Annotated in this window: 23 protein-coding genes; 4 read left to right on the top strand and 19 right to left on the bottom strand. The window is 62.9% G+C overall.

From position 1 onward, the window contains the following. Positions 1-43 precede the first annotated feature (43 nt). Positions 44-751 (top strand): siderophore ferric iron reductase, encoded by a 708-nt coding sequence (locus D5400_RS04225; protein ID WP_164527791.1) that lies wholly within the window; start codon positions 44-46, stop codon positions 749-751. A 17-nt stretch (positions 752-768) separates the two neighbouring features. Continuing rightward, positions 769-1,494, top strand: coding sequence for a permease (locus tag D5400_RS04220; protein ID WP_205665513.1), 726 nt, complete (start codon positions 769-771; stop codon positions 1,492-1,494). Between the two features lie 19 nt (positions 1,495-1,513). Here the strand turns inward: D5400_RS04220 and rraA are convergent, their stop codons facing one another. The 6 genes from rraA to D5400_RS04195 form a co-directional block, all read right to left on the bottom strand. Beyond that, positions 1,514-1,996, bottom strand: coding sequence for a ribonuclease E activity regulator RraA (gene rraA, locus D5400_RS04215; RefSeq protein WP_126007971.1), 483 nt, complete (start codon positions 1,994-1,996; stop codon positions 1,514-1,516). Positions 1,997-2,008: 12 nt separating this feature from the next. Beyond that, positions 2,009-2,971, bottom strand: a complete 963-nt coding sequence (locus D5400_RS04210; RefSeq protein ID WP_126007969.1) for a D-2-hydroxyacid dehydrogenase family protein — start codon at positions 2,969-2,971, stop codon at positions 2,009-2,011. After that, a complete protein-coding gene (locus D5400_RS04205; protein ID WP_126007967.1) occupies positions 2,968-4,059 on the bottom strand; it encodes an Ldh family oxidoreductase in 1,092 nt (363 codons plus the stop codon). Before D5400_RS04205 ends, D5400_RS04210 begins: the two co-directional genes overlap by 4 nt. An 87-nt stretch (positions 4,060-4,146) precedes the next feature. Next, on the bottom strand, positions 4,147-5,064 hold the full coding sequence (locus D5400_RS04200; protein ID WP_164527790.1) for a LysR family transcriptional regulator: 918 nt from the start codon (positions 5,062-5,064) through the stop codon (positions 4,147-4,149). A 120-nt stretch (positions 5,065-5,184) separates the two neighbouring features. Beyond that, positions 5,185-5,337, bottom strand: coding sequence for a hypothetical protein (locus tag D5400_RS21055; RefSeq protein ID WP_164527789.1), 153 nt, complete (start codon positions 5,335-5,337; stop codon positions 5,185-5,187). Between the two features lie 117 nt (positions 5,338-5,454). Next, positions 5,455-6,525 carry an AbrB family transcriptional regulator gene (locus tag D5400_RS04195; protein ID WP_164527788.1) on the bottom strand — a complete coding sequence of 357 codons (1,071 nt, stop codon included), beginning with the start codon at positions 6,523-6,525 and terminating at the stop codon, positions 5,455-5,457. Between the two features lie 251 nt (positions 6,526-6,776). Here D5400_RS04195 and D5400_RS04190 point away from each other — a divergent pair, with 251 nt between their 5' ends. Then, a complete protein-coding gene (locus tag D5400_RS04190) occupies positions 6,777-7,466 on the top strand; it encodes a GntR family transcriptional regulator (RefSeq protein WP_126007960.1) in 690 nt (229 codons plus the stop codon). On the opposite strand, the gene D5400_RS04185 is transcribed toward D5400_RS04190, so the two are convergent. The 8 genes from D5400_RS04185 to D5400_RS04150 all read right to left on the bottom strand — a co-directional run bounded on the left by D5400_RS04185 (position 7,450) and on the right by D5400_RS04150 (position 18,114). Then, entirely contained in the window at positions 7,450-8,862 is a 1,413-nt protein-coding gene (locus tag D5400_RS04185; protein ID WP_126007958.1) for a CoA transferase, read from the bottom strand. The two genes, D5400_RS04190 and D5400_RS04185, sit on opposite strands and share 17 nt — an antisense overlap. Then, a complete protein-coding gene (locus tag D5400_RS04180; RefSeq protein ID WP_126007955.1) occupies positions 8,859-10,004 on the bottom strand; it encodes a 2-methylaconitate cis-trans isomerase PrpF family protein in 1,146 nt (381 codons plus the stop codon). The genes D5400_RS04185 and D5400_RS04180 overlap by 4 nt, the downstream gene beginning before the upstream one ends. A 24-nt stretch (positions 10,005-10,028) precedes the next feature. After that, on the bottom strand, positions 10,029-10,769 hold the full coding sequence (locus tag D5400_RS04175) for a TSUP family transporter (protein ID WP_126007953.1): 741 nt from the start codon (positions 10,767-10,769) through the stop codon (positions 10,029-10,031). Between the two features lie 15 nt (positions 10,770-10,784). After that, positions 10,785-12,302, bottom strand: a complete 1,518-nt coding sequence (gene tcuA / locus D5400_RS04170) for an FAD-dependent tricarballylate dehydrogenase TcuA (RefSeq protein ID WP_126007951.1) — start codon at positions 12,300-12,302, stop codon at positions 10,785-10,787. 116 nt (positions 12,303-12,418) lie between these two features. After that, positions 12,419-13,474 carry an isocitrate/isopropylmalate dehydrogenase family protein gene (locus tag D5400_RS04165; RefSeq protein WP_126007949.1) on the bottom strand — a complete coding sequence of 352 codons (1,056 nt, stop codon included), beginning with the start codon at positions 13,472-13,474 and terminating at the stop codon, positions 12,419-12,421. A 117-nt stretch (positions 13,475-13,591) separates the two neighbouring features. Further along, positions 13,592-14,719: a 4-oxalomesaconate tautomerase gene (locus D5400_RS04160; RefSeq protein WP_126007946.1), complete on the bottom strand. Its 1,128-nt coding sequence runs from the start codon at positions 14,717-14,719 to the stop codon at positions 13,592-13,594. Between the two features lie 108 nt (positions 14,720-14,827). Next, positions 14,828-16,846 (bottom strand): tripartite tricarboxylate transporter permease, encoded by a 2,019-nt coding sequence (locus D5400_RS04155; RefSeq protein WP_126007944.1) that lies wholly within the window; start codon positions 16,844-16,846, stop codon positions 14,828-14,830. A 167-nt stretch (positions 16,847-17,013) separates the two neighbouring features. Then, entirely contained in the window at positions 17,014-18,114 is a 1,101-nt protein-coding gene (locus D5400_RS04150; RefSeq protein WP_126007941.1) for a Bug family tripartite tricarboxylate transporter substrate binding protein, read from the bottom strand. Positions 18,115-18,393: 279 nt separating this feature from the next. Between D5400_RS04150 and D5400_RS04145 the strand changes: the two genes are divergently transcribed. Then, positions 18,394-19,305 carry a LysR family transcriptional regulator gene (locus D5400_RS04145; RefSeq protein WP_126007939.1) on the top strand — a complete coding sequence of 304 codons (912 nt, stop codon included), beginning with the start codon at positions 18,394-18,396 and terminating at the stop codon, positions 19,303-19,305. Positions 19,306-19,369: 64 nt separating this feature from the next. Here D5400_RS04145 and map read toward each other — a convergent pair whose 3' ends face one another. The 5 genes from map to D5400_RS04120 form a co-directional block, all read right to left on the bottom strand. Further along, the gene (gene map, locus D5400_RS04140) at positions 19,370-20,146 is read right to left on the bottom strand and encodes a type I methionyl aminopeptidase (RefSeq protein ID WP_126007936.1); all 777 of its coding nucleotides are present in this window, start codon (positions 20,144-20,146) and stop codon (positions 19,370-19,372) included. A 3-nt stretch (positions 20,147-20,149) separates the two neighbouring features. Beyond that, the gene (locus D5400_RS04135; protein ID WP_126007933.1) at positions 20,150-20,353 is read right to left on the bottom strand and encodes a ParD-like family protein; all 204 of its coding nucleotides are present in this window, start codon (positions 20,351-20,353) and stop codon (positions 20,150-20,152) included. A gap of 133 nt (positions 20,354-20,486) precedes the next feature. Beyond that, positions 20,487-21,335: a fumarylacetoacetate hydrolase family protein gene (locus D5400_RS04130; RefSeq protein ID WP_126007931.1), complete on the bottom strand. Its 849-nt coding sequence runs from the start codon at positions 21,333-21,335 to the stop codon at positions 20,487-20,489. Positions 21,336-21,472: 137 nt separating this feature from the next. Continuing rightward, complete coding sequence (locus tag D5400_RS04125; RefSeq protein ID WP_126007928.1) at positions 21,473-23,371, bottom strand: pyrroloquinoline quinone-dependent dehydrogenase; 1,899 nt, start codon at positions 23,369-23,371, stop codon at positions 21,473-21,475. Then, the gene (locus D5400_RS04120; protein WP_126007925.1) at positions 23,368-23,715 is read right to left on the bottom strand and encodes a hypothetical protein; all 348 of its coding nucleotides are present in this window, start codon (positions 23,713-23,715) and stop codon (positions 23,368-23,370) included. The genes D5400_RS04125 and D5400_RS04120 overlap by 4 nt, the downstream gene beginning before the upstream one ends. Positions 23,716-23,787: the final 72 nt, after the last annotated feature.

Here is a 23,787-nt window from a genome sequence, read left to right as displayed (position 1 = left end):
TCGCACCTTGCAAATGGACGCTTCGCCGGAGGGCGCAGCAAGCATGGACGCGTTGTTCGAGCTTGCCCGGCGTCAGACCCCCCTGCTTGACGGCAGGATGGAGCCTTGGTCGGTTGGCTATCTCGATGGCAGCGACGCCGACGCCGGTGTGATCGCTGCTCTCGTTCGCGTCACCGCCGAGGCGCATCAGGCGGCCGGTCCTGCCTATTGGGCTGCCCGCGCCTGGTCTATGCTGATCTGGCAGCCATGCGTGCTCGCGATCCTCGCCGTTCATGATCTCGATCGCGCCTTGGCGGTCGACCGCATGCAGCAGCGTGTCGACGGCACGCTCGTCGCCGGCTACCGGTTTTGCGATACGGCGATCGGCACCACGGACGATCCTCTGACCGCGACCGCGCAGGCCTTGAGCGGGTTGACCGACACGCTCTTCTGGCGCCTGAGCGGCATCATCAAGATCAAGCGGATCTACGCCGAACGGCTGCTCGCGGACCGTCTGCTCGGCGTGATGCTTGCCCACCCATCGTTTGCGAGCGACGAGGACGCCGTTTCGCTGCTATCGGCCAAAAGGCGGTGGCTGGACGCGATGGGCCTGGAAGGCGCAAGCGATATCGCGCTCAAAACCTCCGAAGATGGCAGATTTCGACCGCAGCTCGTGCGCAAGGCCTGTTGCCTGCACTACCGGACGGAACCCGGAGCGCTCTGCGCCTCATGTCCGAAGCTGTCGGGCAGGAACATCTCCGACGACGCATAGCCGCGCCATGGATTGCCATGGCTCGGCAGATCGTCGCAGAATGCGATGAACCGCAGGGTCTCGGGGACGCCATGGATCTCATGAACCTTCTAAGATCCGCAGAGGCACTCCTCTACGAGATCGTATCCTGGCTCATCTTCTATCCGCTGACATTCTGGCGCTGCGTCAGGCACCCTGTCCGCATGATGATCTATGCGGAGCGGGAACTGACCGATCCGCCCGAAGAGCAGTTCGTCGACACGGTGTCTCCTCCGCTCTTCCTGTTCCTGACGCTTGTGATCGCCCATCTGTTCCAGATGAATATCGGCGTCGCACAGCCGGAACTGAGCGGTGTTCTGTCCGACGACCGCAATCTGCTCTTGTTCAGGGCGGTCATCTTCAGCCTGCTGCCCTTGCTGGTCGGTATCCAGCGCGTCCACCAGAAGAACCAGAAGCTGACCAGATCGACGTTGCGGCCGGCCTTTTATAGCCAATGCTATCTGGCGGCTCCGTTCACACTCAGCCTCGATATGGCACTGATGATCGGTCAGCTGGACCACGCGTGGTCCAGCATCACCGCATGGACGCTCTTCCTCTCAGGGCTGATCTGGTATCTCGGCGCACTGACTGAATGGTTTGTCGTGCACGGACCGATGCGGCGGCTGCGCGGATTTGCTCTGTCTCTGGGCACCGTGCTGGTCGGCGGCTTGATCGCTCTCGCGGTTCTCATTCCGGTGGCGCTGGTCACGGTTTCCACGCGGTGAGATAGAGAGCCACCAGCGCCTAGAAGAGCGCGTGTTCCGAAATCAGCACGCCGTCCGCATCCATGTAGACCCACTGGCCTGGGATGAAATCGGCTTGGCCGAACGTTACGCGCAGATCGCGATGTCCGGCAGCGGTCTTGGTGCTCTTGATCGGCGACCGGCCCCGCGAGAACACGAGAAAATCCATGCCGTCCAACGCCTCGCCGTCACGGATGGCGCCATTGACGATGATGCCCGCCCAGCCGCTGGCGCGACCGATTTCGGCGAGCACGTCACCGACAAGCGCCGTGCGCGTCGAACCGCCGCCATCGACAACGAGAATCCGACCCTCGCCCGGCTCTGACAGAGTCTGCTTCACCAGCGCGTTGTCCTCGAACACCTTCAGCGTCGAAATCGGACCGTAGGCTGAAGCGCGCCGACCGAACCGCTGCCATGTCGCATCGCAGAACCGGACCTTGTCTTCGTAATCGTCGACCAGGTCGGCCGTCTTGATGTCGCGCATATTAAAATCTCCTCAGGCTTTCGGCGCCGCAAGCACGCGCACGGGAGCACCCGCACGCCATGCGGCGATATCTTCGACGGCGTCGCGATAGAAGGCAGCGTAGGCGCCCTCCGTCACGTAGCCGAGATGGGGCGTCGTCACCGCGTTCGGCACATCGCGCAACGGATGATCTTCCGGCAGCGGCTCCTCGCTGTAGACATCGAGGCCGGCGCGGATGCGGCCTTCCGTCAGCGCCTCGATCAATGCTGCGTCATCCACAAGCCCGCCGCGCGAGGTGTTGATCAGCGCGGCGCCCGGCTTCATCAGCGCAAGGTCGGCGGCGCCGACGATGCCCTTCGAGCGTTCCGAAAGAATGAGATGCAGCGAGACGATATCGGCCTCGCGAAAAAGCGTCTCCTTGTCCACGCGGCGAGCGCCCAGGCTCTCCGCATGTTCGTCGGTCAGGTTCTGGCTCCAGGCAATCACCTTCATGCCAAAGGCCTTCGCGATCGGAACCATGCGGCTGCCGAGCTTGCCGAGCCCGACGAGACCGAGCGTCTTGTCGCCGATCGACATGCCGATCGTCTCCTGCCACCCACCATCACGAACACGCGCATGTTCCTGCGGTATCGAGCGCGCAACGGAAAGGATGAGCCCGAAGGCGAGTTCCGGCGTCGCCATCGGCGATTCACCCGGATGCGTGTGGCAGATCGTGATGCCGCGTGTCGTCGCCGCGTCCATGTCGATCGTGCGCGTGCGGCCACCGGTGACGACAATGAGCTTGAGTGCTGGCAGCCGCGCGATTAGCGAGGCAGGCATCGCCATCCGCTCGCGCATCAGCACCAGCACGTCGAACTGGGCCAATTCTGCCGCAGCCTCGTCTTCGCTCGACAGATTGCGATCGAAGACAGTGATCGAAGCATCGGTGCCGAGCGACGCCCAGTCGGCAAGCGACAGCGCGACATTCTGGTAGTCGTCGAGGATCGCAATTTTCATGCCGCACTCCGCAAGGCAAGGTCGTCGGCAACGAAGGCGATGCCGGCACGACTGGCTTCTTGTTCGAGCATCGTGATGTCCTCGACCGACATCGGCAGACCACTGCGCCGCCGCTCCGCTTCGCGCATCGATTCCGGCTCGCCAGGCATCAGGATCGGCTGATGCTCGTGCAGGCGAGGCTGGCCTTTGGCGCGGGAGACAAGCGCGCCCATGCGGGTGCGATAATCCCCCTCGCCGAGAAAGAGATCCGGCTTCAGCGCGACGAACATGTGGCCGACATCCTGCGGGCGATCGAAATCGGCATATTGGTTGCCGACCTCGCCACCAAAGGCCGAGCCGGACATGACGCCGGCGACCACTTCCATCATCAACGACAGCCCCGAACCCTTCGGCCCGCCGAGCGGCTGGATGATGCCCTCATAGGCTTTCTGCGCATCGGTCGTTTCATTGCCGTCGGCATCGAGCGCCCAGCCAGCCGGAATTGGTTCGCCCTTCTGCGCGGCGCGGCGGATCTTGCCACGCGCCACGACCGACGTCGCCATGTCGAGGATCACCGGCGGCGTGCCGTCGCCACCGGGGGCGCCGAACGCGAACGGGCTGGTGCCGAGAAACGGCTTCCTGCCGCCCCAGATCGGCATTGCCGGCGAGGCGTTGGTGAACACGAAAGAGACGTAGCCCGCCTTGGCCGCATCGATCATATAGGTCGCCGCCATGCCGAAATGGGTGCTGTTGTGCGCAGCCACCACGCCCACACCATAGGTTCCGGCCCGCGCGCAGGCCTCCGCCATTGCCTTCCTGGCGACGAGGAAACCCAGCCCGTTGTCGCCGTCGATCCTGGCGCAGGCGGCTGCAATCTCGTGAACGGCAAGCGTCGGTGCCGCGTTCACGAGCCCTTTGCGCAGACGCTCCAGATAGATCGGCATGCGGCTGACGCCGTGGGATCCGACACCGCGCAAATCCGCCAGAATGAGACAGTCCGCTACCGTGCGCGCATCGTTCGTCGACACACCCACTGAAGCGAAGATGCGGGCGACAAGTTCGGTCAGCCGGACGGGATCGACGTTCAAAGACACGTCTGAAGCGGGCATGCGGCATATCCTCCCCTGGCATCACGCAATGCGTCCTCGCTATCAGGGTTTGCCCGCTATGTATACAGCCGCATGCAATACTGGAGCTTACGATATCGCGGTCGGCCTGTAGGTCTGCGTGCACAGGTCCAGGAACGAGGCCATGGACCGCGAGACCGGTCCGGAACGTCGATGCGCCACAAGCAGCTGCCGCTTCGCCCAATCGTTTTCGAGAGGTGCTGCGACGAGATCGGTGGGTGTGAGGAGATGCAGGCTCGTTGCTCGCAGAAATCCAATGCCGAAGCCAGCTTCCACCATGCGGACGAGTGAAGGAAAACTTTCCACATTCACGCGTTCGCCAAGCGTACGGCCGGCACTGGCGGCTGCCTGGCTGAGCAGCCGGTCGAGCGCGCCGGAATGGTGGATGCCCACCACCTCATGGCCCGCGACTTCCTCGAAGGCGATCGGCTTCCCGGTCCGCAGCCGCTCGGCGATCGGGTGGTCCGGAGCGCTCAGCACATAGACCTGGTCGTCTTCGAAAACGCGCGTGTCGTAACGGCTGAAATCGTTGTTGTCGGCGACGATCGCCAGATCAGCCTGCCCATCGTCGATGGCAAGCAGAGCGCCGGCGGCATTCATCTCCTGGATGTCGAGCGCGATGGTCGGATAGCGCTGCGCGTAATCGGCCAAAAGCTCCGGCAGGCGCCCGGCCAGCGCGGAGCTCGTGCAGGCAAGCCGCAGATTGCCGCGGCGGCCCTCGGCGAAATCCGCCATTGCCGTATCGAGATCGGCGATTTCCCGCAATATCGTGCGAACGCCTTCGACATAGATGCGGCCGGCGGGCGTCAGTCGGACGCCTTGCGTGGATCTATCGAACAGCGACACGCCGAGCCGTGCCTCAAGATCGCTGATCCGCCGGCTCACGGCCGATGGCGCGATGTTCTGACGATCCGCTGCGCGGCCGATCGATCCGCTTTCGGCAAGCACGACCAGAAGCCGCGCCGTCACCGGGTCGAAGGTTTGCATGTCTATCCCGCCTTGCTGGGTCATCGATGGATCGGGCGCCGCTCATCATCGACCAGCAGACCACGACATGACCCGGAACATAGACGGTTTCGTGCCGACTGCCACAAAGGCAGGCGATCCTTATCGCTTGACCTTCGAAGGCACGGCGTTGGGCAGGCCCCGCCACATGTCGCGGCGCGCGCCAACCAGCCGGTTCGTCTCGTACCGCCGCACACCTTCGAAATGGTCGCTGAGCGCGTCTATCGCGCGGGTGAAAAAGGATGTGATCCGCATGGTCTACTCCATCGCAGGCAATTGTTGATGGAGGAAAGATACGCTCAAGTGTTGGCGATCGGCAGCGCTGGTTAGGCAGGGGGCCATCGCGGTTCGACATGACCGGCTAACTTTGCATTAACCTCTGGCAATACGGCGCTTCTCCAACCGACGCACCCACAGCGGGATGAGAACCGGCGCGGTGATCAGGATCAGCACGACACGCGCGAGATGATGAAGGCTCACAAAGGCCGGATCGGCATCAAGCGTTATGGCGATCAGGCTCATCTCGGGCAGGCCTCCCGGCACGAGCGATAGAAGCCCGATGGCGAAAGGGACGCCAAGCAGCTGCTCGAAGGCGAATGCGAAACCGCCGGCGAGCGCCATGGAAAAGACCGTGAGAAGCGCGCCCAAGAGCAGACCCGTCAGAAGCACCCGGCGCGCGATCCCGGCGAAATGCTGGCCGATGACCGAACCTATCACGATCTGTGCGGCAGCAAGCAAAGCGTCTGGAATGTGCGCGTCGGTGATGCCCGTGACATGAACGAGGGCGCTGAGAATGAGCGGCCCGGTCAGATTGCCGGCAGGCAGCCGGATCTTCTTGGCGATGAGGAAGCCGATCACCGCGCAGGCGGAAAGCAGCGCCACATCGAACAGACTGATGCTCGGAAACCATTGGATGGCACGACTGACACCATCCCCGGCACCGCTGCCGATCAGACCGAAGACCGCCAGCAAGGTCGGCGTCATCGCGATGAGAACCACGAGACGCGTCCCGTGAACCAGGCTGACGGAGCGGACGTCGGCTCCCATCACGGGACCGATGATGACCATTTCGCTCAAGCCCCCCGGCATACCCGCAAAGGCCGCCGTCGCCGGCGTCATGGCACCGAGGCGCCAGCAGACGGCGATGCTGACGAGCGCGACGATCACGACGTAGAGGAGCACGCCGAGAAGGCTCGGCCACCAGTCCGGGATGCGCGCCGCCACTTCCGGCGTGAACGCGCTGCCGACCATCAGGCCGATGACGGCGATCATCACCAAGCGCGGTTTGCGGAACGAGCGCATGTCGACCCCGGCGATCGACAGCGGGATGGTCGCAATCATCGCGCCGAGCAGCCAGCCGAGCGGAATGCCGAGCCGATAGCCGCAATATCCACCGATCGTGCCGACGGCCAACGTGCGAAGGCGGATCATGAAACCGCGCATGCCTTCCGGCCCCGGGCGGTTCTTCTTTGGTGCCAGCGGGCCGGGCGAAGGCAAGCTATCCGCCGGGGACGCACCCGCATCGTGCGTATTGCCTTTTTGGGTCATTGCCGATCGCATTCGAATTGTCGATTGATGGTAGATGGCGGGAATTCAGAATCTTTTGTACACAGCCGCATACGAAATGGCCAACCGCGATGCGGCATCGAAGCAACTTTTCAGTGCGGCCGGGAAAGCTTAAGGACGATGGCGCGATGACAGAGAACCGAACTGAAGATTTGAGCAAAACGCGCGGCCAGAACGCCTATCGAGCCATTCTGGCAGCGATCCGTGACGGGCATTACAAGCCCGGCGACCCATTGCGCGAAGAAGAAGTCGCGATGCGGATCGGCGTCAGCCGCACGCCGGTGCGCGAGGCGCTCGGCCGTCTCCAGGAAAAGGGCCTGCTGGAAGCAGCACCCGGTCGCGGCGTCGCCGTTGCGGTTCTCTCCATGCAGCAGATCTTCGAGCTCTATGCGATAAGGCAGGAGATGGAGGGCCTCGTTGCCCGCTTTGCCGCGCAGCATGCGACGGAAGCCGAGATCGCCAATCTGGAACGGCTGAACGAACAGTTTCTCAAGGCGGATGGCACGCCCAAGCTCGCCGCGCTGATCAACCGCCAGTTCCACGCTCGGCTCTACGATGCGGCGCGCAACCGTTATCTCCGCCAGGCGGTCGAGGATCTGCAGGAGACGATCGCACTTCTGCCGGAAACCACCTTCGTTCAGGAAGGCCGCACCGTGATCGCCCATGGCGAGCACAAGGAGCTGATCGATGCGATCCGCGCCCGCGACACGCTGAAAGCCGAGGCCGCCGGCATCAATCACATCCGCAAGGCGCTGGAGACGCGCCTTGCCATCACCGACCATGAAGAGGCCGTCGGCGTCTTCAGGCCGGCCAGGTAGCGGGGTCGCTGCCAACCGGCACGGGCGGGCGTCGGAATTCAGCCGAACGCCCGCCGATCTTCAAGGGCGGCCGCACGGCGCGCACGGTTCCGAACCTTGTCTCGTGCATCGCGATCAAATCTGCGATGTCGCTCGAACTCGGGTTCGATGGCGGCACGGAACTGTCGTCACCGAGCCGGTCGCGCCAATCCCACATCCACTGCGCCGTCGTCGCCAGCGAAAGGTCGACCGCAAAACTGCCCCCTTCCTCTGCGCGACGGATGAGCGCCGCCATTGCGCCGAAGGCAGCGAGATAGCCCGTCAGATAATCGAGCGGCTGGCAGGGCAGAAGGGTCGGTCGATCGGCCCCGGCCTCAAACGTCATGCCCATGGTGGCCTGGACAAGACTGTCATAGCCGCGCCGGAAGCTCCAAGGACCGGCATGCGAGAACGCCGAAAGTGACACATGCACGAGCTGAGGATTGCTCTGATGCAGCGTTGCCCGATCCAACCCGCGGCCACCAATCGCGCCCGGGCGATAGGCATCGAGCACCACGTCCGCGCTACCAGCAAGATGCGCCAGATCGGCGCGACCAGCCTCGCGAGCCAGATCGATCTCGCATGCATGCTTCCCGAAGCCGGTGTCGATCACGAGGGATTCGATCGACGGCAGACCCGGACCAGACACGAGAAGCACTGTGCCCCCGTGCTCTGCGAAGGTCCGCCCCGCCATCGGTCCGGCAATGACGCGCGACAGATCGATCATGCGCAGGCCCGAAAGCGGCTTCTGTGCTGCATCTATGCGACCGGCCGGCCATGCCGCCGGACCTGCCGGCGCCTGGCGTGTGACTTGCAACACCGGCAGCGCCCGAATGGCCGTTGCCTGCTCCGTCGCTTCCCACGCGCTGCGCTCACGAACCTTCGCCGCGCAGAGATTGCGGCTGATCGCTTCGGCCTCGAGTTCGGCGGCATCCCATTGCCGCACCGCTGAGCCTATGGCGTCCGAATCGTTTTCGGCACCGAGCAGGTCGAGCAGTCCTTGGCGCAGATGCGGGAAATTGCCGTGCAGGAACACCCACTCCCCATTCGCCGCCTCGTAGAGCCCGGTGAACGGATCGCGGAACTTGGCATTCTTTCCGCCAACCTCCAGATAGCTGGAACTCGCCATGGCAATTTCAGCGGAGCGCGTGTCGATCTCTACCGACAGCTTCTCGCCGGTACGCATTTCCTGGATGTGTGACGCCGCAAGACCGACGGCCGCGAGCGTCGCCGTCGCAATCGGCGCGATGGGCCATGCGGTCGCGAGCACCTTGTCGTGCTCCGTGATCGTCAGGCGATCGAGCGGTAGACCCTCAAGTCCAGCCAGGGCGAGCAGGTCTGTGAGGATTGCATGGGCGCCATCGATCACGCCGCTCATCGCACCGCTCCTTGCGGCACCGCAACCTCGCCCTGCATCAGGCGCCGCGCCGTGCGAAACACCGTGGCATTCTCGGCATGCCAACCATCGTCGCGTTTCAAGACGCGCGCTCCGACGCTGACCAGCCCGGACGGATTTCCGACGCGGATCTCGTCGCCCTGATGGTCGGGACGCAGCGCCTGCTCAGCGAGCGTGCCTTCGATGCGGGCGGCGACGCCAACGCACATCGCGCCGGTCAACGTGACCGCGCGGTGCGCCTGCTCCATCGAGATCATGCGCACGGCAATGTCGTGCGTGGTCTCGTCAAGCGTCTTGCCATCGAGCGTCCGAAACGGAGATGGCGTTCCGACCATCGCGATCTTCGGATTGGCAAGGCCGATCGATGCAGCATCCACGCCAAGCCCCATCAGCACCCCGCCCTCGCGCCGGATCGCGTCGAGCAGCGCCATGAGAGGTCGATTGGCTTCGATGGCATCGGGCAGTTCGCTGCCGGTCATTCCGCAATCGGCAGCACGAACGAAGACGACCGGATTGCTCGCATCCACCAGCGACACCGCATAGGAGCGACCGTCCACCACGACATGATCGACCACATTGCCGCTCGGCAACAGGCCCGAAGTGACCGTGCCGCCCGGGTCGAGGAAATCGAGAGCGATGCGCGCCCCCGTCCCGGCAACGCCTGCAATGGCGAAATCACCCTCGACGACGGCGCGGCCGTCCCGCACCGGAAAGCGGGCGTGGATGATCTTCTTGGTGTTGACCTGGTGGATGCGCACCAGCGCCTCGCCGTCGGCGGTCGAGACCAGCCCTTCATCGACTGCGAAAGGGCCGATCACGGAGGAGAGATTTCCGCAATTGGCGCCCCAGTCGACGACGGGACGATCGACTGCGATCTGCGCGAAGAGATAGTCGACATCGGCGTCGGGATGGGTCGGTGGCCCGATGATCGCGGCCTTGGAGAGTGAGGACACGCCGCCGCCCATGCCGTTGAGCTGGCGCTTGTAGGGATCGGGGCTGCCGAGCACGGCGAGCAGCATCTCCTCGAGCGCCGTACGATCCTGCGGAACGTCGGCTCGGTGGAAGAACACGCCCTTGCTGCTGCCTCCCCGGTAGAATGCGGCGCGAATGAATGTTTGAGACATGGATCCCCTCCCTAGTCATGGCCGTTACGAGGCCAGCAGATGCACTCCGCGAACGAAGTAAAAGAAGCCGATCGCGGTTACGATCCAGCGCGTCCAGGCCCGGAAATTGGCGTCGGTCAATCGCTGCAAAATGCCGTTGCCGGCTTTCGTGCCGAGAATGGCGATGGGCGCGGCGATGGCGATTGCGAGCCACTCCGACCCCGAAAGCACGAATGTGGTGCTGGCATAGAATGCCACCTTCAGGCCATGCGAGATCACCTGGATCGCCGATTTGGTCGCGATGATCACGCGCCGGTCCATCATCGTGCGAATGAAGAAGATGTCGATCGTCGGCCCGGAAACGCCGACGCCGATCGAAAGCCCGCCTGCAATCAGCCCGCAGGCAAGTGCATGATGCCGCTTGGAAGCGTCCAGCGCGAACCAGGAGTTCGGCACCCAGACGAGGATCGGCAGCAACCCGATGACGATCGAGACGATCGCCAGTTCCGGCGTGTAGCTGACAAGCAGGAACAGCGTCGCCGCAGTCAGAAGCCCGATGGAGACGGTGCCGACGATCCTCCAGTCGATCCAGCTGCGCGAAAACCAGGCGCGCGACCCGTTCGCCACGAGCTGGATGACGCCGTGAACCGCGATCGCCGTGCCGACAGGCAGAAGAAAGAACAGGATCCAGAGAAGGATCAGGCCCCCTGCCATGCCGAAGATGCCGGAAAGCAGCGCAGTGAGAAACACCGCGACCACCATTCCGACAGCGACGAACGCGCTCACGCCGGCGCGACCGTATTAGGCCGCCGCGACTGTCTGCGTCGCGAACTGCGCGGCCCCATAGCCTGCACGCCGCCCGAAAACGGCGCCGGACGTGAGGCCCGAGCCGCCCGGATAGCCTTCGTAGAAGACGCCGCCGACCATCTCACCGCAGGCATAGAGCCCCGGGATATCCCTGCCGTTTTCATGGACGACGCCCCCTTGGTCGCTCACCTTCAAGCCGCCATAGGTGAAGGTGATACCGCCGGTGACCGGATAGGCCTTGAACGGGCCCGTGTCGATCGTCTGCGCCCAGTTGGATTTCGGCAGCGACAGACCCTTGGTGTTCTTGCCGTCCTTGATGGTCGGATCGAAGGCAACGTCTGCGTTGACGGCAGCGTTGTAGTCGGCGAGCGTCTTGCGCACGGCATCCTTGTCGTCGATGCCGTCGAGCTTCTCGATCAGCGCATCCAGCGTGTCTGCCTCGACATAATGGGCGTCGGAGAACCGGTACTCCTCATAGAGCAGGTGATCGACCTTGCTGTCGAAGATTTGCCAGGCGAAATGGCCAGGCTGCTCCAGTACGGCGCGGCCGAACTGGGCGTAGGTGTAGTTGCGGAAATCCTTGCCCTCGTCGACGAAGCGGTCACCCTTCGCGTTCACCATCACGCCGAGGAAGTAGCAGATCTTGCGATAGTTCTTGCGCTGCTCGTGCGGGATATTGAGGTTGCCGTATTCCGGCATGTGCAAATCCATCGGCGTCGCGTGGCAACCGTCATAGAGACCATAGGCCTGTGCGCCGAGCTTGAACGCCATTTCCAGGCCGATGCCTTCATTGTGCGGCGTGCCGCGAACCTTGGCCTTGGCCCAATCCGCGCCGATGTATTTCTCACGCAGCTTGGCGTTGGATTCAAAACCGCCGCAGCCGAGCACCACGGCGCGCGCCTCGATATCGGCGGTCTCGCCGGAAGCGCTGCGGGTGTTCACGCCGCAAACGCGACCGTCCTTCACAATCAGATCGACCGCTGCGCAATCATAGCGGATTTCGCCGCCCATCGCCTTGAAGGCGCGCATTTCAGCCTCGACGAGACCGACGCCTTCATGCTCGGCGGCAAGCGTCAGCCCGCCCCAGAAGATGTACTTGCCGTCTTTCTCGAAAGTCTGGCGCGAATAGATCGGCTCGAACTTGACGTTGTTGTCGGCAAGCCAGCGCATCGTCTCATAGCTTTTGCCGATCAGGTCGCGCTGCTCGACCGAGAGCGGGCGGCCGCCATTGAAGCCGAGAAGATCCGCTCCGAATTTCTCCGCCGTGTACTGGCCGAATTCGGTGTTCGGGATGCGCGGATCGTCCGGGTTCTGCAGAAGAGGGATCAGATCGTCATTGCCGTTGTAGACGAAACGCATCGCGCCCGCGGTGTATTTGGAATTGCCACCGGCCAGATCCTCGGTCGCCTTTTCGATGATCAGGACGCGAGAGCCCTTTTCCTTGGCTGCAATGGCAGCGCAGAGCGCGGCGCTGCCTGAACCGATGACGACGACATCCCAGACTTCGGACATGATGTTCTCCTGGCTTCATTGGACCCGATGGTCGCTTTCAGCCTTTGTATACATTTGTATTCTGACTTTGCAACCGGACGAGTTCCGCCGTCCGGTGCACAGTTTGCGCCGGGTGATCAGATCGCGTCGACCACCAGCTGCGTGAAAGCCCGCGTTCCCAATGGGCCACCAAGATCGCCGGTGCAGCGCGAAGGATCGGACAGCACGTCGTCGATCACGGCTTCGATGCGATCAGCAGCTGCGACAAAACGCTCGCCGCCCTTCCGCTCGCCGTACCAGCGCAGCAGCATCGCGGCCGAGAGGATCATGGATGTGGGGTTGGCCTTGTCCTGCCCGGCGATGCTGGGGGCGGAACCGTGCTGCGCCTGCGCCGCGCACAGATCGTCATTGGAGTTGACCGAGCCGGCGAGGCCGAGGCTGCCGGAAAGCTCGGATGCGAGATCCGACAGGATGTCGCTATAGAAATTGGTCGAGCAGATGACGTCATAGACCGACGCGTCGCGCACGAGCAGCGCCGCCATGGCGTCGATCAGCACTTCTTCCAGTTCGACTTCCGGAAACTCCTCGGCAACCTTGCGAACTTCCTTGAGGAAGAGCCCGTCGGTCAAGACGAAGGCATTTGCCTTGTGAACGGCCGTCACCTTCTTGCGCCGCTTCATGGCGAGTTCGAAGGATGCGCGCGCGATGCGCTCGATCGCCTTCGACGTGACCTTGCGCATGGAAATGGCCACGTCTTCTGTCGGCATGAACTCGCCGGTGCCGGCTACCATGTTTCGGTCCGGATACATCCCCTCGGTCGATTCCCGCATGATCACGAGATCCATGTCGGTGCCGCGGTGCTTCACACCGTGGCGTGTGCGTGCCGGACGAATGTTGGCAAAGAGATCGAGCTTGACTCGAAACGCTGCCGAGACGTTGACGCCACCCTTGTCGCGTGGCGGGTAATCCAGGTGCGAAATCGGGCCGAGCAGCACGCCGTCCATCGTCTGCGCCAGCGGCAGAATGTCGTCGGGCAATGTCGTGCCCTGCGTCTCGTACGTCGCGAAGCCCATTTCGCGATGGGTATAGTCGAGGTCGAGACCGAATTTGCGGTCGGCTGCATCGAGAACATCCGTGCTCGCGCGCACGATTTCCGGGCCGATGCCATCGCCCGGCAGAACGAGAATCTTCATGCTATCTCCTGGGGACGTGCCGGCCGAACGGAGGCTTTCCGCGACCTGGCACGGCACTGATCGTCGAATGGGAAAAGGCTGTCCGCTCGCCCGAAGCGAGCAGCCAGCCGTTGAGTGTCAGGCAGCGCCTTTGAGCTCTGCGTCGCTGCCGGCCTCGGCCTGCAGCACCGCCGCCTGGACGTAGACCTCTCCTGCCATCAGCTTGCGCGCGGTGCGCAAGAGGCCACCCTTGACGATGTCGATGCCGTTGTCCGTGTCGCGGGTTTCCAGCGTCACATCGAGAACGCCTGAGGGATGCTCGATGACGATGAGGCGGTCATGGCCTTCCGGACGCACGGCAAGACCGTCGGACACGGAACCTTCGAGAACCGCACAGGACGACACGCAGAGGCCGCCGGTCACGGCGAAGGCGGCGTGGGTGTTGTGCGGAACGAAATAGCGAGCTGCGATCGTGCCGCCATCCTTCGGCTTGGCCAGCATGGCCGCTTTCGGGACCACCTTGTCGGCGACATCGCCGAGCCCCATGCGGCGGCCGGCTTCGCGGCGCATGGCCTCCATGCGGGCAAAGAACTCCTTATCCGCATCGAGTTCCTTTTTCGTCTCGTAGCCCGTCTTGCCGAGATCGGCAGCGCGGAACAGCATCATCGGCACGGCAACGTCGATGAGCGTGACGGTGACGCCGTCGATCTCTTCCGTCAGCTTGCCGGTCGGCAGCAGCGCGCCGGTCTTGGAGCCCACGATGTCCATGAAATTGAGGCGGACGGGCGCGGATGTGCCGGGCGCTCCGCTGATCGCCGCGCTGCCATCATAGACCACTGCGCCATCGCCGGTCTGCACGATCGACTCGATGCGGCTTTGCGTATTCTCGTCGAAGATCACGACGCTGGTCGTTTCGCCGGCCACGGGTACCATGCCGCTCTCGATGGCGAAGGGCCCGACGCCCGACAGCATGTTGCCACAGGACGGGCTGGTGTCGACGATCGCCTTGTCGACGGAAACCTGGGCGAACAGATAGTCCACATCGACCCCTTCCCGCTTGGACGGGCCGACGATCGCGACCTTGCTGGTCAACGTGTCGGCACCGCCGATGCCGTCGATCTGACGAGCATCGGGAGACCCCATCGCCGCCAGAAGAACGCGATCACGCGTGGCGATGTCCGCAGGCAGATCGGACGCCTTGAAATACGGGCCTTTCGATGTGCCACCGCGCATCAGGATGCAGGGAATTGCGACTTGCTTCGTCATTGAGCTGGACCTTTTGGAGGATGCGGATGCTTCGCATGCGATTGTATACTGAAATTTGGGATATGGAAAACCGCCCCGGAAACGTTTCCGGAGCGGCTGTTCGTGTGCCTAGCGGAACGGCCAGACCAGGCTGTCGTAGAAATACTCCTGCAGCAGGCCGTAAGGCATTTGCATGTTCAGCGCCCAGGTCAGGACCATGATCATTGCAGCGGCTCCGGCCGTCAGCACGGCGGATGTCAGCCAGCTCGTTTTCGCCACGGCCCGGGTGAAGGTCATGAAGAATACGATCAGCGCCAGGAAGTAGCCAAGCAGACCGATCAGGCCGACGAAGCCGACCAGCCAGAATACGAACCGCCACGGTCCGCCGTCGGTCATGTTGGCGTCCATGTCGAAGTTCGCCGAACCGCCAGCGATGGCGCCACCGCCGCTGATCTTTTTTTGCGCACGCAGCTGCGGCAGGCCGACCACAAGGCAGGCGATCAGGCCGACGACTGCGACCGACATCGGGAACACCTTGTCGAGGAACGAGGCCAGTTCCCAGGAGTCGAAGAAGGCATAGACGAAGAGCCCGCCGACGATCACCGTGAAGACGATCTGCGGCATGAGGTTCTTGGCCTGGGCCTGCTCGGCATCGCCTTCGGAGCTTACACTCGCGGCGGCAACATCGCCGGGACGCTTGCGCGTGCCGAACCAGACGGAAAGCACGGTCAGCACGCCGATGGCCAGCGCCAGCGGCCGCAGCGGGAAACCGTAGCCGTAGAACTGCACCGCCTGGTAGAAATAGGTTTCCACCTGGGTGGCGAGCACGAAGCCGATGAGGAAGGCCGGGCGCGGCCAGCCGAAGCGCTTCAGGAAAATCCCGATGAGGCCGATCGCCAAAAGCGCCAGCATGTCATTGAAGGACCGCGTGGCCTGGAATGCACCGAAGGAAATGACGACGATCATGAAGGGCGCGAAAATCGTGTATTTGATCGTCGTCAGCTTAGCGACCCACGGTGACAGGATGATGCAAAGCGCCGTGCCCACAACGTTCGCGATCGCGAGCGTCCAGATGATCGTGTAGGTCAGATCCAGATCGCGCGCTGGGTCGGCCATGGCCGGTCCCGGCTGCAGACCGATCAGGATCATGGCGGCGAGGAAGATCGCCATCGAGCCGGAGCCCGGAATGCCGAAGAGCAGTGTCGGGATCAGGGCACCACCGGCACAGGCATTGTTGGCCGATTCCGGTGCGATCACGCCGCGAATGTCGCCCTGCCCGAATTCCGTCTTGCCCTTGGTCGTCTGCACGGCATGACCATAGGCCAGCCAGTCGACGACGCTGCCGCCGAGACCCGGGATCATCCCGATCAGCGCACCGAGGCCGGAACAGCGCAACGCAAGCCAGCGGCTGTTCCACGTATCGCGAACACCCTGGAACCAGCCCGAGCCGAGCTTTCCGGTCGACGAAATACTCTGGTTGGACCGCAGAAGGTCGACGATCTCGGGAAGGGCAAAGATGCCCAGGCCAACGATGACCAGTTCGAGGCCGCTGATCAGATAGAGCGAATCGAAGGACATGCGCTCGCCGCCAGCGGCAGGCGCCGTTCCGATCGTGCCGAGAATGAGGCCGAGCGCACAGGCAGCCAGGCCCTTGCCAAGATTCGATCCCGACAGGACCCCGACCATCGACAGGCCGAAGATCGCGAGCATGAAAAGCTCAGCCGAACTGAACGACAGGATCAGCGGTCGCGCAATCAGGACGACGCCGGTCAGCGCGATCGCGCCGAACATGCCGCCCACCATCGATGCCGAGAAGGCTGCAGACAGCGCGCGCGCCGCCTCGCCCTTCTTGGCGAGCGGGAAACCGTCGAGCACGGTGGCCTGAGATGCGGACGAGCCCGGAATACCCATCAGGATAGACGAGAACGTGTCCGATGTCGGCAAGATCGCCAACAGGCCGATCATCATCGCCACGGCCGAAGTCGGGTCCATGCCGTAGATGAAAGGAAGCAGCAGCGACATGCCGGCGATGCCGCCGAGCGCAGGCAGAATACCGACCACGAGCCCGAGCACGACCCCGATCGTCATGAACATGAGGTGCTGGACAGTCAGCAAGGTGGCGAAGGAACTGAGAAATGTCTCAAGCATGATAGGAGCGTCCCGCTGCTGGGGGAGATGCTGCGGATCGACGCGTTGCACGGCAACACGAAGCGACGAAGTCCGCAGAAGCCAGGATCAAGTCGTCCCGAACGATCGGGATCGAGTGTGAGCGGAGCGCGCGGCGACGAGCCTCGCGCGCTCCGCGTCAATTGCCGTTAAAGCTGGACCTGATATTCCGACATCAGGAACTCGCGAACCCATTCGCGTGCTTCCGGATCGATGGTGGTCGCGACTTCGTAGAGCGTCTGGACACCATCGCCGACAGCCTGTTCGTACTCGCCCAGGATCTCGCCCTTGGCAGCCTGCAGATCGGGATCGGCAGCCGCATCGGCGAACGCCTGGCGATAGGCGGCCACGATGTTCTCCGGGGTGCCTTCCGGCAGCATGGCAGGCTTCTGTGCTGCAAAGCCCGAGCCGAAAAACGCCATGTAGGCATCGAACTCGACGCTGTCCGGGATTGCGCCGGTCGCCATCTCGAGCGCTTCGACGAAGTGCGGCAGGTCCGGGAAAGTCGGATCGCGCTGGACGTTGCCTTCGGTATCCAGAACGCCCCACGAGAAGATCGGCACGGCGGTGCCGGCTTCCACCAGCGGCTCGACATTGGTGAGGTAAGCAGACGACGTCTGATAGTCGATCGTGGCTTCGCCGCGCTCGAAGGCAAGACGGCCATCGCCGCGGCCGGTCATGCCGAAGACGTGGCGGACATTGAGACCGAGCAGGCGGAACGCAAGCAACGGAACGAGATCGAGCGAGGTTGCACCCTGGCTGGCATAGACCAGTTCCTGGTCACCGATTTTCGACAGTTCGGATGCATCGGCAACGCCGAGGCTTGCCGGCAGATAGGCGACGCCGCCCGTCGGTGAGACGAGGACGGGGATCAGCTTGGCATAGTCGTAGCGCACGCGCGTGTCGCCGAGCAGGAACGGGAACTGCGTCGAACCGGACGTGCCGAGAAGTGACAGGCCGTCGGGACGGGCGCGCGCCACGAATTCGTTGGTGCCGGTGATCGAACCACCGCCCGGGACGTTGCGTACGATGACGTTCGGCTGACCCGGCAGATGCTTGGCAAGGTAAGGCGCCATGAACCGCGCCCAGACATCGGAGCCGCCGCCCTCAGAGAAAGGAATCCACCACTCGATGGTTTCACCAGCGAAGTCCACGGAATCCTGCGCGAAGGCCTTGGGCAGACCGAAACTTGCGGCTGCAACGGCGGCTGCGCTGGCAGCCAGGAACTTACGACGATCGATACGGGTCATGCTTTTCCTCCCAATCCCATGATCAAAGTCTTCATCGTATACAAAGGTACACATGAATTAGGCGTAGGGTGACCACGTCACGCCGCGCCTGTAAAGTCATTAAAGGCGCCTCATCCTCATCAGGTGCCCGTGATTTCGGCAGAAGGCCTCAAAATCCGGCGTTTAATGCCGTTTTCTCAATGAATAATGCATCATTTGCATCAAACGAGCCTTTGCCTGCATGTTTTGGATCGTTCACATTGATATGTCATATGCAAAGATTTGGAGCGTTGATCTGAAATGCACATCAATTGCGACACGCTCGACTTACGCTCCTTCATCGCCGTGATGGAGCTCGGCAATTTTCACAGAGCGGCTGAGGCGCTCAACGTCTCGCAACCGGCACTCTCCCGCCGCATCCAAAAACTGGAAGAGACGATCGGCGCGCAGTTGTTCGAACGAACGACCCGCAGCGTCGCGCCGACGGCCGTCGGGCGCGAGATGTTGCCGTTGGTGCGACGGCTTCTGGACGAGTTCGACCAGTCGCTGTTCTCGTTTCGCGATGTCGGCCTGCGGCGCGGCGGACTGGTGACGATCGCCTGCCTGCCGACGGCAGCGTTCTATTTCCTGCCTGCCGTCATTCGCCGCTTTGCAGCGGAATTCCCACAGATACGCTTTCGGATCATGGACCTGAGCGCCAATGACGGGCTGACGGCCGTGTCACGCGGAGAAGTCGAATTCGGGATCAACCTCATGGGCGCATCGAGCGCCGATCTCGAGTTCACGCCACTGGTCGAAGATCCGTTCGTCCTCGCCGCGCGACGCGACCACCCGTTGGCCGCACAGTCGGTCGTGCGCTGGTCGGACCTGCCACCGCACCGCTTGATCACGGTCAGTCGATCGAGTGGAAATCGCACGCTGCTCGATGCAGCCCTGGCCAAAGCCGATGTGCAGTTGTCCTTCACCTACGAAACGACGCATCTGTCGACGTCGCTCGGCCTCGTCGAGGCGGGTCTGGGGGTTTCCGTGCTGCCGAGCATGGCCACGCCGCAGGGCGATCATCCCATCATCACCGTCCGGCCACTGCACGAGCCCGAAGTGTCGCGAACGATCGGGATCGTGCGTCGGCGCGGCGCCTCTCTGGCACCCGCAGCCCAGCATTTTCTGGACATGCTGATGCTCCACTGGAAGCAGGGCTTGACCAAGAGCTGATCGATCGAGGCACGGCACGATCGACGGCAGTCGCGCCAGGCAGGGGGATGTCACCGCCCGAAGATCAAGAAGCCCTAAGCATCGCCTGCTCGCCGCGGCGTAGCGTAAGCACATCGACCCCGGTCTTCGTCACAGCAACCGTATGCTCGAACTGGGCGGAAAGCTTGCCGTCCGTCGTCACCACCGTCCACCCGTCATCGGCGGTGGCGACCTTGCGAGTGCCCTGATTGACCATCGGTTCGACGGTGAAGACCATGCCTTCACGCAGTTTCTCGCCCGATCCCGGCCGCCCGAAATTCAACACTTGTGGCTCCTCGTGCATGTCGCGGCCGATCCCGTGCCCGCAATATTCACGCACGATGACGTAGCCGTTCTTCTTGGCATGGCGTTCGATCGCGTGGCCGATGTCGCCGATATGCGCACCGGGCCGCACCTGCCGGATCCCTTGCCACATCGCCTCCTGCGCAACGCGCACGAGCTTGCGCGCAGCCGGCGGCGCGTTTCCGACTAGGTAGGTCTTGCTGGAATCGGCGATGTAGCCGTTCTTTTCCAGTGTGATGTCGAAATTGATGATATCGCCGTCCCGGATGATCTCGCCGGCATCCGGTATGCCGTGACAGACCACGTCGTTAATCGAGCAGTTCAAGGCATATTCGAAACCATACTGCCCTTTGCTGGCCGGTCGTGCCGCGAGATCGACACTGATGAAGCGGTCGACGAGATCGTTGATCTGCAACGTCGATTGGCCGACGAGCTCCTGCTCGTCCAGCATCTCGAAGACGGACGCGAGCAATCTGCCGGACACGCGCATCAGTGCCAGCTCATCGGGGGTCTTGACCATCCCTCAGGCAGCCTGCGCAGGCATGCGCACGCCCGCCGTCTCATATTGCTGCTTGACGATATCGTTGAAGGAAAGCCCCGGATGCGCTTCGGCAAGCATGCCGATCTTCATCCAGAATTCGGCCTGGGCATTGATGGAGCGGCATTGCACCGTGCTCGCCCGGCGAACATCCTCGTGCAACTCATCATCGATCTTCACGATACCCATGCGTCGTCTCCAAGTTTGCACAGCATACGAACCATATATGGAACGTATGCTGTGCAATCAACTGGAAAAGCCGACACAGTTGCGTGGTCTCTTGCGAGGCGCGTCACGCTTCAGCCGTCTGCCGAGACAGCAATCACCTCCAGGCGACGGTGCGCTGGCGCTGCTCGCCCAATTTCTCGATCCCGAGGCGCATGTCCTGGCCGGGTCGGAGGTAGATCGGCTCCGGCTTGACGCCCATTCCCACGCCGGGCGGCGTGCCGGTGGAGATGATGTCACCGGGCTGCAGGCTCATGAACTGGGAAATGTAGCTGACGACATGCGCCACGCCGTAGACCATCGTGCGCGTCGAGCCATCCTGGAACCGGCGACCATCCACGTCGAGCCACATGGAGAGGTTCTGCGGATCTTCGATCTCATCTGCGGTCACGAGCCATGGGCCGATCGGACCAAACGTGTCGGCCGATTTGCCCTTCGTCCACTGCCCGGAACGCTCGATTTGGAATTCCCGCTCGGACAAATCGTTGATGACGCAGTAACCGGCCACGTGATCGAGCGCGTCGGCCTCGTCGATGTAGCGCGCTTCGCGGCCGATGACGACGCCGAGCTCGACTTCCCAGTCGGTCTTGCGGGAATTGCGCGGAATGATGATGTCGTCGTTCGGCCCGCAGATTGCGCTGGTGGCCTTCATGAAGATGACCGGCTCCTTGGGCACGTCGAGACCGCTTTCGGCCGCATGGTCGGCATAGTTCAGGCCGACGCAGATGAACTTGCCGACATTGCCGACGCATGGCCCGATCCTGAGGTCCGAAGGCAGCTCCGGCAGTGACTGCGGGTCGATCTCTCGCAGACGCTGCAATTCGCCCGGCAGGAGCGTCGCGCCGGCGACGTCGTCGACGATACCAGTGAGATCACGGAGCTTGCCGTTGGCGTCCAGAAGAGCCGGCCGTTCGCGGCCCTTCTCGCCGACACGCAGAAGTTTCATGCTGTCTCATCCTCTCATGAAAGGTCATCGGACTGTTCAGCCGCCGTCTATGATGGGGAAGATGCCACGCGTAAAGGTCATGACGCCAAGATCGACGATCTCGTCACTCGGGAGGCCAGCCGACACGCGACAAAACCCTACTCCGACAGCCGATAGGCAACGACCTGATCCGACACTTCCGGCTTCAGGATGGAATTGCCGCCCACGGCGAACACGACGTAGTCGACGCCTTGATGGGTGAAGACAGCAGGTATGGACACCGCCGGAGCCTCGACGAGATCGGACCAGAGTTCGCGACCGGTCCGCGCATCGAGCGCGCGCACATGCGAGTCCACTGATGCCCCGATGAAGACCACACCGCCGGCCGTGATCACCGGTCCACCGAGCGTCGGCGACCCCCAGGACTCCAGGCCATAGAAACCCTCGAGCTGCGCACGCCCGAACGGCGTTTCATAAAGCAGATCGCCCGTGTTTAGATCGTAGGCGGAAAACGTGCCGAACGGAGGCGCCCAGCACGGCATGCCGGCCCAATTGCTCCAGTCGGTAAGGTAGATGCCGTAAGGCGAACCTTCCTGGGGCGAATAACCTTCCTCATTGCCGCCCTCCGCATTGTCGAGCTGTTCGTATTCGGCGCGGGGAATGAGCCGGATCAGCTGCACGATCCGTGATGCGTTGACGTAAAGGGTGGCATTGCGTGGATCGATCGCCACGCCACCCCAGTTCGTCGCTCCCGCAGTGCCGGGAAAGAACAGCGTTCCCTGTTCGGAAGGCGGCGTGAACATGCCCTCATAGAGGTAATTTTCGCGGTCGCGCGAGCATTGGCCGAAGCTGACGAGATCGGCGAGCCACCACACATCGGGAAGCTCCATCGGATTGCCGACGGGCCTCGGGGTCATCGCGAAGGGTTGTGTCGGGACAGTCACCTCGCCTTCGGCAGTGCTTTGCGGGGTGGGACGGTCCTCGATGTCGAACAGCGGCTCACCCGTGCGGCGGTCGAGCACGAACAGGAAGCCCTGCTTCGTTGCCTGCACCAGAGCGGGTATGGTCTGCCCGTCTCGTTCGATGTCGACGAGGCTCGGCGCAGACGGCGTATCATAGTCCCAGATGTCGTGGCGGACGTGCTGGAAGCTCCAGGCGATCTCGCCCGTCTCGATGTCGACGGCAGTAACCGACGTGGCCAGAGGGATGGGATCGGTGCGATCGCCACCCCAATAGTTGGGGCTTGGTGAGGAGACCGGCGCATAGACGAGGCCGAGCTCCGGGTCGGCGGTCATCGCCGTCCAGATATTCGCAGTGCCCGTTCGCGGGATCATCTCTTCCGGGATGAAGCTTGCTTCCCACAACAAGTCGCCGCTTCGGGCATCGATCGCGAGAAGATTGCCGGGAGGCGCGACGCTGTATTCCCAGTCCTTTCCGGCCCAGCCCAGCAGAAGCGTGTCGCCCACCACCAGCGGCGGCTGGAGAAGCGAGAACGGAAAGACATCGTTGACCGTGTTCCACTGGTTCACATTGAGCACGCCGCCCTCGGCGAACGCCTCGCACCGCGCACCGGTATCGGCATCGACCGCATGCAGTTCGGCATCCATTGTTCCGAGATAGACCCGCTTTTCGCAGGTGCCGGCCTGGCCGCTCTCCCAATAGGCGACGCCGCGGTTCTTGAGTGCCGGCTGCGTCAACGCCTCCAACGTGGACTCGCTGTCATAGGCCCAGCGCTCTTCGCCCGTCGCCGGGTCCAGCGCCACAATTCGATAGAAGGGTGTGCCGAGATAAAGCGTTTCGTTGGCGTAGACCGGCGTCGCCGACCACACCGTCTCGGGCAATTCGCCCGACCCGTCGGCCACGTCGCCGGTATGAAACTCCCAGGCGCGCTCGAGATTCTCGACCGTCTCAGGCGTCAGGCTCTGCACATTGGAAAACTTGGTGGAGCCGATGTCACCGTGAAACGACGTCCACTCCGATTGCTGCGCATGAGCCGTTACGCTCGCACCGATCAATGAGGAGACGATGAGCGCTGTGATACGGTTCGGTAGGATCATGCCATGCTCCGGCGTGGGTTGAAAAAGACACCCAGAACGAGTGCAAGGGCTGCCGCCGCCATGACACCTGCCAGCGCGAACTTCAGCAAGAAGTATCCTGCAATGGCACTCAGCACCGCCGCAGTGACCGACAAGACCAGTAGAAGCGTTCGCCAATGCGGGGAAAGGCTGGCGAAGGCAAGCAGGCCTGCACCCAAAGCGGTCGCTACGGTTCCGATCAGCGCCAGAAGCGCGCCGAGCGACCCATCGACGCCCGTGTTGCCGAGAGGCGCGAAGCAGGCAATGCCCGCAAGAACGATGCCCACGAGGGCGAGAAAGATTGTGGCAAAATATCGGCTGTGCATGACCCGCCAATCCAGCAGCGCCGAAGAAGTTCCAACCGCTGGTGAATAAACTCGGCATCTGGGATTAAAGCG

The sequence above is a fragment of the Georhizobium profundi genome, assembly GCF_003952725.1.
GTDB classification, from domain to species: domain Bacteria; phylum Pseudomonadota; class Alphaproteobacteria; order Rhizobiales; family Rhizobiaceae; genus Georhizobium; species Georhizobium profundi.
Note: the sequence above shows the minus strand (reverse complement) of the source record. Positions and strands in the feature narration are given on the sequence as shown.

What these genes read in the sequence shown, in the direction of transcription:
- D5400_RS04225 (WP_164527791.1), top strand. Translation starts at nt 44, where the DNA reads ATGGACGCGTTGTTCGAGCTTGCCCGGCGTCAGACCCCCCTGCTTGAC.
- D5400_RS04220 (WP_205665513.1), top strand. Translation starts at nt 769, where the DNA reads ATGGCTCGGCAGATCGTCGCAGAATGCGATGAACCGCAGGGTCTCGGG.
- rraA (WP_126007971.1), bottom strand. Translation starts at nt 1,996, where the DNA reads ATGCGCGACATCAAGACGGCCGACCTGGTCGACGATTACGAAGACAAG.
- D5400_RS04210 (WP_126007969.1), bottom strand. Translation starts at nt 2,971, where the DNA reads ATGAAAATTGCGATCCTCGACGACTACCAGAATGTCGCGCTGTCGCTT.
- D5400_RS04205 (WP_126007967.1), bottom strand. Translation starts at nt 4,059, where the DNA reads ATGCCCGCTTCAGACGTGTCTTTGAACGTCGATCCCGTCCGGCTGACC.
- D5400_RS04200 (WP_164527790.1), bottom strand. Translation starts at nt 5,064, where the DNA reads ATGCAAACCTTCGACCCGGTGACGGCGCGGCTTCTGGTCGTGCTTGCC.
- D5400_RS21055 (WP_164527789.1), bottom strand. Translation starts at nt 5,337, where the DNA reads ATGCGGATCACATCCTTTTTCACCCGCGCGATAGACGCGCTCAGCGAC.
- D5400_RS04195 (WP_164527788.1), bottom strand. Translation starts at nt 6,525, where the DNA reads ATGCGCGGTTTCATGATCCGCCTTCGCACGTTGGCCGTCGGCACGATC.
- D5400_RS04190 (WP_126007960.1), top strand. Translation starts at nt 6,777, where the DNA reads ATGACAGAGAACCGAACTGAAGATTTGAGCAAAACGCGCGGCCAGAAC.
- D5400_RS04185 (WP_126007958.1), bottom strand. Translation starts at nt 8,862, where the DNA reads ATGAGCGGCGTGATCGATGGCGCCCATGCAATCCTCACAGACCTGCTC.
- D5400_RS04180 (WP_126007955.1), bottom strand. Translation starts at nt 10,004, where the DNA reads ATGTCTCAAACATTCATTCGCGCCGCATTCTACCGGGGAGGCAGCAGC.
- tcuA (WP_126007951.1), bottom strand. Translation starts at nt 12,302, where the DNA reads ATGTCCGAAGTCTGGGATGTCGTCGTCATCGGTTCAGGCAGCGCCGCG.
- D5400_RS04165 (WP_126007949.1), bottom strand. Translation starts at nt 13,474, where the DNA reads ATGAAGATTCTCGTTCTGCCGGGCGATGGCATCGGCCCGGAAATCGTG.
- D5400_RS04160 (WP_126007946.1), bottom strand. Translation starts at nt 14,719, where the DNA reads ATGACGAAGCAAGTCGCAATTCCCTGCATCCTGATGCGCGGTGGCACA.
- D5400_RS04155 (WP_126007944.1), bottom strand. Translation starts at nt 16,846, where the DNA reads ATGCTTGAGACATTTCTCAGTTCCTTCGCCACCTTGCTGACTGTCCAG.
- D5400_RS04150 (WP_126007941.1), bottom strand. Translation starts at nt 18,114, where the DNA reads ATGACCCGTATCGATCGTCGTAAGTTCCTGGCTGCCAGCGCAGCCGCC.
- D5400_RS04145 (WP_126007939.1), top strand. Translation starts at nt 18,394, where the DNA reads ATGCACATCAATTGCGACACGCTCGACTTACGCTCCTTCATCGCCGTG.
- map (WP_126007936.1), bottom strand. Translation starts at nt 20,146, where the DNA reads ATGGTCAAGACCCCCGATGAGCTGGCACTGATGCGCGTGTCCGGCAGA.
- D5400_RS04135 (WP_126007933.1), bottom strand. Translation starts at nt 20,353, where the DNA reads ATGGGTATCGTGAAGATCGATGATGAGTTGCACGAGGATGTTCGCCGG.
- D5400_RS04130 (WP_126007931.1), bottom strand. Translation starts at nt 21,335, where the DNA reads ATGAAACTTCTGCGTGTCGGCGAGAAGGGCCGCGAACGGCCGGCTCTT.
- D5400_RS04125 (WP_126007928.1), bottom strand. Translation starts at nt 23,371, where the DNA reads ATGATCCTACCGAACCGTATCACAGCGCTCATCGTCTCCTCATTGATC.
- D5400_RS04120 (WP_126007925.1), bottom strand. Translation starts at nt 23,715, where the DNA reads ATGCACAGCCGATATTTTGCCACAATCTTTCTCGCCCTCGTGGGCATC.